Here is a 10,853-nt window from a genome sequence, read left to right on the forward strand (position 1 = left end):
ATGGTCAAGTAACGGTTAAAGAAGCACAAGAACACATTAATCAAGCAGCAGAACCACAAGGGAACTATAGTTAAATAACAATTCGTATCTCTTAATTGTTATTCAAATAAGTATTTTGTTTGAAAGTAAAGATATCTGAATGGGTTCTGGCTTTATTCATGATAGATTCCACTAAAAAAAGCTAGATCTCTGCTTCTTAAAACTTTGCAGACCGAAGAACAAATTTCTTACCAAGTATGCATGAATAATAAACGAAGATATAAATCAATTATAAATGAAGAGGTTTATTTTTTCAATAACCAACTGCTAGACTGAATTTTATCACCTATCCCATCAATTAATGCGATACCCATTTGATCACAAATCGGTTTTTCTGGTATCGTGTCATTATTTTGATCGCCACCGTTGGCAAAACTAAAGTCATATTCACTTCCAAATTCCAAGAAAATCTTTTCGATAGTTTTACAAACGGTTCTGTCCTCATCAATTGACAAAACACAATGATTAACAGATTTTATATTGGAGACGATAAAAATACGTTCTGACTCTTGCTGAAACTCTTTGGATCCTTTTAAGGCTCTTTGATGATCGTTATTTACAATTACAAACAATTCATCAGCCAAGGCTTTCGCATTATTAAAATACTCAATATGTCCTTTATGTATGGGATTAAAATATCCAGATACAATCATTCCTTTTTTCTTGCTCATAGCATGCTTTTTTATCTTCCAAAGTCGTCTTGCACTCGTATAATATCATCTTCATCCGAAGGGTGGTTCGCATCGGTATGTTGCCAAATCTCTGCCACCACACAATAATCATCTAGACCTATCAAGCGATGCCTTTCGCCTTGTTGTAATACAATTTGATCTCCTTCATCATATACCTTAATTTCGTTTTCAGTATCTGTATTACTTCTAATGATTCCAGCCGATCCTTTATATACTTGCCAAATTTCAGCACGTCTGTTGTGGTATTGCCAAGACAATCTAGCTTCTGGTTTTACAATAAGTATTTTAGGACTCAACTTACCTCCAATTTTTAAAGAATTCACATCTAACCCTCTAAAGAATTTGTTTGAAAATTCTTGTGCTTGGGTTTCATCTATTACTAAAAACCCACCCCAAGGTCTTTCAAAATCATGAGAAACTACTTTGAATCTTAAAGATTCGATATTTTTTTTTATTTCTTGATACATTTATCCATTGTAATTTTTTAGAATACTCAAGTTATTTTCCTGAAATAAATTGTTTAACCACACCATGTTATATTCAGCTGAATCAGTAAGAAAAGTATTTTACTAATGAACTCTTTTTACATCATAATGAGAAGTTGAATCCTTATCGTAAGTGAATGATGTATTATTATTTAATTAAAAACAAAAACTATTCAGGATTGTTACTAATAAAATATCCACCCTCTTTCAAATATTGATCTTTTTGCATCAGTTTTATATCAGAGTGCATCATGTCTTTTACCAATGATGCTAGATTATGTTCTGGCACCCAGCCTAATTTTTCTTTTGCTTTGGTGGGATCTCCAATTAATAAATCTACTTCAGTTGGTCTAAAATATGCAGGGTCTATTGATAAAACTTCTGTTCCTGATTCAATTTTAAACCTAGGATCACTGCATTTTACAACTACTGCTGTTTCATTAATTCCTTTTCCTTTAAATTCTAGTTCAATACCAACTTCTTTAAAAGCTAGTCTAACAAATTCTCTAACCGTTGTGGTCTTTCCAGTAGCAATTACCCAGTCTTCAGGCTCTTCTGCCTGCAAGATCATCCACATCATACGAACATAATCTTTGGCGTGTCCCCAATCTCGTTTGGCCTCTAAATTCCCCAGATAGAATTTTTCCTGTAGACCTAAAGCAATTCTAGCAGTCGCTCGTGTAATTTTACGAGTCACAAAAGTTTCACCTCTTCTGGGACTTTCATGATTGAATAAAACACCATTACATGCAAACATATTATAAGCCTCTCTGTAGTTTTTGGTAATCCAAAAACCATATATTTTAGCAACTCCGTAAGGTGATCTTGGATAAAAAGGCGAATTTTCATCATAAAAACCTTTGTCATTTTTATTTTCTGGCATTCCTCCATAGAGTTCAGAAGTAGAGGCTTGGTAAATTTTCGTTTTCTTTTCTAAGCCTAATAAACGGACTGCCTCTAAAATACGCAACGTACCCAAACCATCAACATTTCCAACATATTCAGGGGTGTCAAAAGAAACTGCAACATGAGACATGGCACCTAAATTATAAATTTCATCAGGTTGACACTCTTCTATAATTCTAGTAAGATTCATTGCATCTGTTAAATCACCATAATGCAATTTGAAGCGTTGATTTGGGTGATGGGGATCTTGATATAAATGATCTATTCTATCTGTATTTAAGGACGAAGCTCTTCTTTTAATCCCATGAACTTCATATCCTTTTTCTAACAGTAGTTCTGCCAAATAAGATCCATCTTGACCTGTAACCCCAGTTATTAATGCAACTTTCATAATTATAATTTTATTTCTTTAATCTTATCTGTATTTTGTAAAAACCAATTATATGTTTTTTTAATACCATCTTCTAACTCAGTTGAATATTTCCATCCTATTGCTGCCATCTTGGAAACATCCATTAGTTTTCTCGGGGTTCCGTCTGGTTTACTAGTATCCCATAGAATTTTTCCTTGATGGCCTGTTACATTCTGAATACTCTCTGCCAATTCTTTAATCGTAATATCTTTTCCAGTACCTATATTGTATAAGTATTCTGGTGTATTATTCTCTAGAGCATAAACCACAGCCTCTGCCATATCATCTACAAATAAAAACTCTCGCATTGGGGTTCCACTCCCCCAGAGCGTTACGTCTGAATGGTTATTGAGTTTGGCCTCATGAAATTTACGCAGCATTGCTGGCAATACATGTGAAGATTGCAAGTCAAAATTATCAAATGATCCATATAAGTTGGTAGGCATTAAACTTACATAATCTTTGTTGTATTGACAGCGAATAGCTTGGCAGGCTTTTACACCTGTGATTTTTGCAATAGCATACCACTCATTCGTTGGCTCCAAAGAATCTGTTAATAGGTATTCTTCTTTTAATGGTTGTGGTGCAAATTTCGGATAGATACAAGAACTCCCTAAGAAAATAAATTTTTCGATACCTGCCTTATGTGCGCCATCAATTAAATTGTTCTGAATTTGCATATTTTCCATTAAAAACTGATAAGGAAAATCATTATTTGCTAAAATACCACCAACTTTTGCCGCTCCATCGATTACTACTTCAGGTTGTTCTCTTTTATAAAAATCAGTAACAGCTTGTTGATTTCTAAGATCAAGTTCAGCGCTAGTTTTTCCAATCAAATTAGAATACCCTCTAGATACTAATGCTCTCCATACTGCTGAACCAACCATACCTCTGTGACCAGCGATGTATATTTTTGTTGTTTTTTTGATATTCATCTATATAATATTCTTGTTTAAATTCTCTTTTTTTCGCACTTCTTTTCGTAATCCTGAACTTGAAAATCTGTGTCCTCCTTTTTCTAAAATATAGTTCTTTCCATTTCTCCTCATGGTATTTGCGTCCTGTCAATTATTCGCTGTTAATGCAAATGTTCATTTTAAATGATTTTAATATATCTTGTACATCTTACTATTTTATATATTATGAACACTAAGCAGACTAGTTGTTGTTAGGAGTCTAATTAAAATTTTACGCACTTTCTTTCTTGTTTAATTTGTGTAATAATTAACAATAATCAACTTTTCTCTCAACTAAAAACGAGTCGCGATTTTGTTGTTGTAAAAAGGTATTTTAAGTCAATTTCAGTAGCAAAAATACATACTAAATTCGTTTTGACCTAACCTTTTATAGATTAAAGCATTCAAAAAACGAACATCAATAAATAACTTGATCTTCGTTTTTGCTTTCAACTTGTTTGTCAATAATCATTTGTGTTCCCACATGAATTTTATAACTAGCCTTGTTTTATGTTTCCTTTTGTATAAAAAGATGTTGTGATTTGGGTATAATTTTCAAGGTCAACCTATCGATAGTTTTGTTTTTATTGTTAGCGAAATAAAAAATTTCTATTATGATTCGTTGAGATACAATGAAAACCATTTCATTTCTTTATTTTTGAACGTATGAACACATTGCTCAAGGGATTAGAAAAAAAATTAGACGGAACGCTTTTAGCGGATCAACTGCATAAAAATATTTATGCAACAGATGCCTCTGTCTATAGAAAAATACCTTTAGGGGTTGTGTTTCCAACAAATGAAAAGGACTTAAAACGAACGATTGCTTTTGCTCATGAACAAAAAATAACTTTAATTCCAAGAACAGCAGGTACTTCTTTGGCAGGTCAATGCGTTGGAGAGGGGTTGATTGTAGATGTTTCTAAGCACTTTACGAACATATTAGCTTATCACAAAGAGTTAAGACAAATAACGGTTCAGCCTGGTGTGATAAGGGATGATTTAAATAGATATATCAAGGCTGATGGTTTGTTTTTTGGACCAAATACTTCAACTGCAAATAGATGTATGATAGGAGGGATGGTTGGCAATAACAGTTCAGGGACAACATCTATTAGATATGGGGTTACAAGGGACAAGATAATAGCCCTAAAAACCATATTGAGTGATGGAAGTGAAGTCGTTTTTGAAGCCGTTGATCAGGAAACGTTCCTCGAGAAATCAAGATTGAATACAATTGAGGGTGCTATTTATAAAATGGTTCTAGACACTTTTATACAGCAAGAAGTTCAACAGAACATCAAAGAAGAGTTCCCCAATCCAGACATCCACAGAAGAAACACGGGTTATGCCATTGATGAGTTTTTGAAATTTGAGTTGTTTGGGGGTACAGAAAAAACAATCAACTTGGCTAAGCTATTGTGTGGAAGTGAAGGAACATTGGCTTTCACAACTGAAATTACTTTACAGTTGGACTTATTGCCGCCTTCCCAAAAAATAATGGTTGCTTCTCATTTTGATAGCATACAGGAATGTATGGAGTCGGTAGTTGTAGCGATGCAACATCGATTATATAATTGTGAGTTGATGGATAAAATAATCTTGGATTGTACCAAATCGATCAGGTCTCAACAGAAAAATAGAACCTTTTTGAAAGGGGATCCCGCAGCGGTTTTAATGTTAGAAGTGGCCGCCGAAACTATAGAAGATGCAGAAAATCAAGCCAATCAGTTGATCTTGGATTTACAGAAAAACAATTTTGGCTATGCACATCCCATTGTGACTAAGGATAAAATCAATGGAATTCACGAGTTGCGCAAAGCAGGTCTTGGGGCCTTAGGAAATTTGATTGGTGATAAAAAAGCTGTTGCTTGCGTAGAAGACACTGCGGTTAGTCTGGCAGATTTGCCAAATTTCATAGCAGATTTTTCAAAAATGATGGAAGGTTTTGATCAGCAAGCAGTTTATTATGCTCACGCTGGTGCTGGTGAAATTCATTTGCGTCCTATTCTAAACCTAAAGGTCGAAGAAGATGTCCTTTTGTTCAGAAAAATCACCACTAGCGTAGCCAAGCTTGTCAAACAGTACAAAGGTTCTTTAAGTGGTGAACATGGAGATGGTATTGTTCGCGCAGAGTTTATTCCAATGATGATTGGGGAGAAGAACTACGCTATACTCAAAGCGTTAAAAGAGACCTTTGATCCTCATTACATTTTTAATAAAGGCAAAATTGTAGCTCCTCTTCCGATGGATGAAGATCTTCGATATCAGGTAAATAGGAAAGAACCGATTATTGATACCTTGATGGATTTTTCAGACCAACAAGGAATTCTTCGTTTGGCTGAACAATGCAATGGATCTGGAGATTGTAGAAAATCTGTTGATGCAGGCGGGACGATGTGTCCAAGTTATAGAGCCACTAAAAACGAGAAAGATACCACCAGGGCCAGAGCCAATGCTTTGCGAGAAGTATTGACTCACAACACTTCTACCAATAAGTTTGATGATCAAAGTTTAAAAGAAGTTTTTGATTTATGCATCAGTTGTAAGGCTTGTGCAAGTGAGTGTCCAAGCAATGTAGATGTTTCTACGTTGAAGTCAGAATTTTTATTCCAGTATCAAGAAGAACATGGTTATTCTTTAAGGAATAAAATATTTGCAAAAGTCAATGGTGTCAACCAAAAATATGCTGCTTTCAGTAGTTTTATCAATATCATCGGAAATACGAAATGGGTAAAAAACATATTGGGTATCAGTCCGAAGAGAACTTTACCCAGAGTACAGAAGCACACATTAAAACATTGGATTGAAAACAATGAACAAAGATTACAGCTGCCCAATCCGATAAAAAAACTATATTTTTTTAATGATGAGTTTACTAATTTTTACGACGTACAAATCGGTATTGATGCCATCGAATTGTTATATAAATTAAATTATCAATGTATCTTTTTAGACCATGCTGAAAGCGGTAGAGCTTTGCTTTCCAAAGGTTTCTTAAAAGAAGCCCAGAAGGTTGCTAATGATAATGTTACAGTATTTGGTGAAGTGTTAAGTGAGGAACATTGTTTGGTTGGTGTAGAACCTTCAGCTATTCTAAGCTTTAGAGATGAGTATTTGAGGTTGTGCACAAATAAAAATTTGTCGAAAAAGGTAGCTAAGCATTCTTTTACGATTGAAGAATTCATAAGTAAAGAAATAGAATCAGGTCACATTAGCGCTATAGACTTTACCCATGAGGCGTTAGACGTGAAAATTCATGTGCATTGTCATCAAAAAGCATTGAGTACTACAAAGGCTACCTTTGATATGCTCAATATCATTAAGAATTATAAAGTCACTATTTTGAACACGGGTTGTTGTGGGATGGCTGGTTCATTTGGTTATGAAAAAGAACATTATGAAGTAAGTATGCAAATGGGTGAAGATTCTCTATTTCCAAAAGTTAGAAATGCTCATAAATCAACACTTATTGTGGCTTCAGGAACCAGTTGTCGACATCAGATTAAAGATGGAACCCAAAGAGATAGTCTCCATGCGATAACTGTTTTGAGAAAAGCATTGGCTTAACTCGTTAGCCCCTAAACATTCGTTAAGGTAGACATAAATCTTATTTTTTTTGTGAGACCAGGGTAACCATCTCCTGTATGAAGTAGTCAACTTGTTCTTTGCTTGTTTGTTTTGAGAATGATACTCGGACAGAAGTGTTTTTTTGTGCTTGATCTGATAAAAAACTTTGTAAAACATGAGATCCTTTGTGGCTTCCACTTTGGCATGCAGAACCTCCTGAAATAGCGATTCCTTTCATATCTAATTGGAAGAGAAGCATCGGTAAGTCTTTTTCTAACTGAATATTGAGGATCGTGTGTGTACTAAGATTAAGGTCTTCAGAAACGCCGTTAAATTTTATTGAAGGAAGTTTTTGTTTTATTTCAGCAATTGAATATTCTTTTAGATTTTTAAGATAAGCAGTGTCTTTTACTAAGTTTTTAAGACAAACAGATAAAGCTTTATCCATACCCACTATGGCAGAGGTGTTTTCTGTACCTGCTCTAGAGCCTCGCTCTTGTTCACCTCCTAAGATTTCTGGATGTATTCCTGTCCCTTTTCTAAAATAAGCAAATCCAATTCCTTTTGGACCATGAAATTTATGCGCTGCGGCCACAATAAAATCAATATCACAAGTCGATAAGTTAAGATCAAAATGGCCAATAGATTGTACCGTGTCACTATGAAATAGAGCCTTATATTTTTGTTTCAAAGCAATTACTTTTGACAATTCTAAAATTGTCCCTATTTCATTATTTACGTGCATCAATGAAATTAGGGTTTTCTTGTTGTTGTTCTGTAATAACCTTTCTAAATGTTTATAATCAATAGAACCATTTTCTAGTGTGTTTACATAAGAAATTTCAGTTCCTTTTGTGGCTAAAAAGTTTATGGTATGTAATACAGCGTGATGCTCTAGGGTTGAGGTAATGATGTGTTCGACTCCTAGATGTTGTACTGCGTTTTTCAGTATAAAATTATCGGCCTCTGTACCGCCAGATGTAAAAACCAATTCAGAAGTTGTGCATCCTAGGTGTTTCGCTATGTTTTTTCGAGCATTTTCAATCACGGCCTTTGCACCACGTCCAAAAGTATGTGTAGAGGAAGGGTTACCAAAAGTATTGGTCATGCTTTGAATCATGGCCTCAGTAACCTCAGGTAATAAAGGAGTGGTAGCTGCGTTATCTAAATAAACTCTTTTCATATTCACAAAAGTACAAGTTCTATCGTGAATACACCATAGTAATTTACAATTTGTCAGTCTAGTAGATATGGCATCAATATTGACTTAGGTAGGTAAGAAGTATTAACCCCTACCTGAATCTCTGTATCTTTACGGAACAATCAAGTAGCCAAAAAACATTCAGGGTGTCACAATGACACTCTTTCCATATGAGTAGACAAAAAAACATAAAAATAGATACTTTATCTTTCCATGACATGATAGATGAAGATTCTGATTTAATTCCATTGTTAAGTCCAGAAGATGAAGCTGAAATGAATAAGGAATTGGTGCCTGAAATGTTACCTATTTTGCCTTTAAGAAATACTGTATTGTTTCCAGGGGTTGTGATTCCGATTACAGCAACCAGAGACAAAGCGATCCAATTGATTAAGGAAGTTAATAAAGGAGATAAAATATTAGGAATTGTAGCTCAAAAAGATTCCGCAAGTAAAAATCCTTCTTTTGACGATATTTACCATACTGGAGTGGTTGCGCAAATTTTGCGAGTATTGAAAATGCCTGATGGTAATACTACAGTGATCATTCAAGGAAAAAAGAGAATTCGTTTAGAAGCAGAGATCCAAAAAGAACCTTTCATAAAAGCGGTCACTACAGAGATTATTGAAGATAGTTTTGTTCAAGATACTGAGGAGTTTAAAGAGATTATCAAAACAGTAAAAGAAACTGCATTGAGTGTTATTGAAGAAAATCCAAACATTCCCTCCGAAGGAACGTTTGCAATCAAAAACATAAAAAGTAATTCTTTTTTAATCAATTTTATTTCTTCAAATATTGATTTGTCCGTCAAAGAAAAGCAAGAGTTGTTAGAAGTAAATAGTCTTCAAGATAGAGCCATTGCTACCTTGAAAAAATTAAATACTGAGTTGCAGCGTTTAGAATTACGCAATGATATCCAAAACAAAACAAGAGTTGATTTAGATCAACAGCAAAAAGAATATTATCTACATCAGCAACTAAAAACCATTCAGGAAGAGTTAGGAGGTAACTCGCATGAGACTGAAATTGTAGAGTTAAACAAAAAGGCAAAGGAAAAAAAATGGTCTAAAGAGATTCAGAAAACATTTGAAAAGGAAGTTCTGAGGATGAAACGTTTGAATCCTCAGATGCCAGAATATGCAATTCAAAGAAACTACTTAGAGTTGATGTTGGAACTTCCATGGGACACATACACCAAAGACAAGTTCGATTTAAAAGAAGCAGAAGCAACACTGGATAGAGATCATTTTGGGCTAGAAAAAGTTAAAGATCGAATTATTGAGCACTTGGCCGTATTAAAACTTAAAGGAGATATGAAGTCTCCAATCATCTGCTTGTATGGCCCTCCGGGGGTAGGAAAAACCTCTCTTGGAAAATCTATTGCTGAAGCATTGGGCAGAAAATACGTTAGAATGGCGTTAGGAGGTTTGCGTGATGAGTCTGAAATCAGAGGACACCGTAAAACGTATATTGGTGCCATGCCTGGTAGGTTGATACAAAACATAAAAAAGTCAGGAACGAGTAATCCTGTATTTGTGTTAGATGAAATTGATAAAATGGCCTCTGGAATGCAAGGGGATCCTTCTTCTGCGATGTTAGAAGTTTTAGATCCTGAGCAAAATTCAGCTTTTTATGACAACTTTCTAGAAGTAGGCTATGATTTGTCCAAAGTGATGTTTATCGCTACGGCTAACAATATTGGTAACATTCCATGGGCATTGAGAGATCGTATGGAAATGATAAATGTTTCAGGATATACCATTGAGGAGAAAATGGAAATCGCAAAGAAACATTTGTTACCAAAACAATTGAAAGAACACGGATTGAAAAGTTCTCATCTAAAAATAGGAAAAGCCCAATTAGAGTTTGTAGTTGCTGGGTATACTCGAGAGTCTGGAGTGCGTAACTTAGAAAAAGTAATTGCAAAATTGGTGCGTTATGCTGCCAAATCAATTGCGATGGAGGAATCATATGATGTATCCTTAAGCCACGAAAATATTGAAGCTATATTAGGTCCAGCAAGAATGGAGCGCGATAAATATGAAAACAATGAAGTTGCTGGAGTCGTTACAGGATTGGCATGGACAAGTGTGGGTGGAGATATACTATTCATTGAGTCTATTTTATCCAAAGGAAAAGGGTTGACAATTACAGGGAATCTAGGAACGGTCATGAAAGAATCTGCAACCATAGCTTTAGAATATATCAAGGCCAATGCAGAAGATTTGGGCGTGAAACAAAAAGTGCTAGAAGCCTATAAAGTTCATGTTCATGTTCCTGAAGGAGCAACGCCAAAAGATGGTCCAAGTGCTGGGATAACGATGATTACCTCATTAGTGTCAAGTTTGACACAGAGGAAAGTAAAATCTAAATTAGCCATGACGGGTGAAATTACACTGAGAGGTAAAGTGCTTCCTGTAGGAGGGATTAAAGAAAAGATATTAGCTGCAAAACGAGCAAATATCAAAGAGATCATTTTATGTGAAGCAAACAAGAAAGATATTGAAGAAATTAAAGATTCTTATCTGAAGGGGTTAAAGTTTCATTATGTAACTGAAATCAAGCAAGTATTAGATCTCGCTCTAACCA

The 10,853-nt window shown here is 34.8% G+C and carries 7 protein-coding genes; 2 read left to right on the forward strand and 5 right to left on the reverse strand.

The window, feature by feature from the left end:
• Positions 1 to 284: 284 nt before the first annotated feature.
• The 4 genes from ABF281_RS02790 to ABF281_RS02805 all read right to left on the reverse strand — a co-directional run bounded on the left by ABF281_RS02790 (position 285) and on the right by ABF281_RS02805 (position 3,466).
• Positions 285 to 710, reverse strand: coding sequence for an adenylyltransferase/cytidyltransferase family protein (locus ABF281_RS02790; RefSeq protein ID WP_347180176.1), 426 nt, complete (start codon positions 708 to 710; stop codon positions 285 to 287).
• An 11-nt stretch (positions 711 to 721) separates the two neighbouring features.
• Complete coding sequence (locus ABF281_RS02795; protein ID WP_347180177.1) at positions 722 to 1,198, reverse strand: phosphoheptose isomerase; 477 nt, start codon at positions 1,196 to 1,198, stop codon at positions 722 to 724.
• 187 nt (positions 1,199 to 1,385) lie between these two features.
• The gene (gene gmd / locus ABF281_RS02800) at positions 1,386 to 2,513 is read right to left on the reverse strand and encodes a GDP-mannose 4,6-dehydratase (protein ID WP_347180178.1); all 1,128 of its coding nucleotides are present in this window, start codon (positions 2,511 to 2,513) and stop codon (positions 1,386 to 1,388) included.
• Between the two features lie 2 nt (positions 2,514 to 2,515).
• Positions 2,516 to 3,466, reverse strand: coding sequence for a GDP-L-fucose synthase (locus ABF281_RS02805; protein WP_347180182.1), 951 nt, complete (start codon positions 3,464 to 3,466; stop codon positions 2,516 to 2,518).
• Between the two features lie 693 nt (positions 3,467 to 4,159).
• Here ABF281_RS02805 and ABF281_RS02810 point away from each other — a divergent pair.
• Positions 4,160 to 7,063, forward strand: a complete 2,904-nt coding sequence (locus ABF281_RS02810) for an FAD-linked oxidase C-terminal domain-containing protein (protein WP_347180179.1) — start codon at positions 4,160 to 4,162, stop codon at positions 7,061 to 7,063.
• A 40-nt stretch (positions 7,064 to 7,103) separates the two neighbouring features.
• On the opposite strand, the gene ABF281_RS02815 is transcribed toward ABF281_RS02810, so the two are convergent.
• The gene (locus ABF281_RS02815; protein ID WP_347180180.1) at positions 7,104 to 8,246 is read right to left on the reverse strand and encodes a cysteine desulfurase family protein; all 1,143 of its coding nucleotides are present in this window, start codon (positions 8,244 to 8,246) and stop codon (positions 7,104 to 7,106) included.
• Positions 8,247 to 8,434: 188 nt separating this feature from the next.
• Here ABF281_RS02815 and lon point away from each other — a divergent pair.
• Positions 8,435 to 10,853 (forward strand): endopeptidase La (gene lon / locus ABF281_RS02820; RefSeq protein ID WP_347180181.1); only part of this gene is annotated, 2,419 nt, incomplete at its 3' end.

It is taken from the genome of Wenyingzhuangia sp., from assembly GCF_039768515.1.
In the GTDB taxonomy this organism is placed as follows: Bacteria; Bacteroidota; Bacteroidia; order Flavobacteriales; family Flavobacteriaceae; genus Wenyingzhuangia.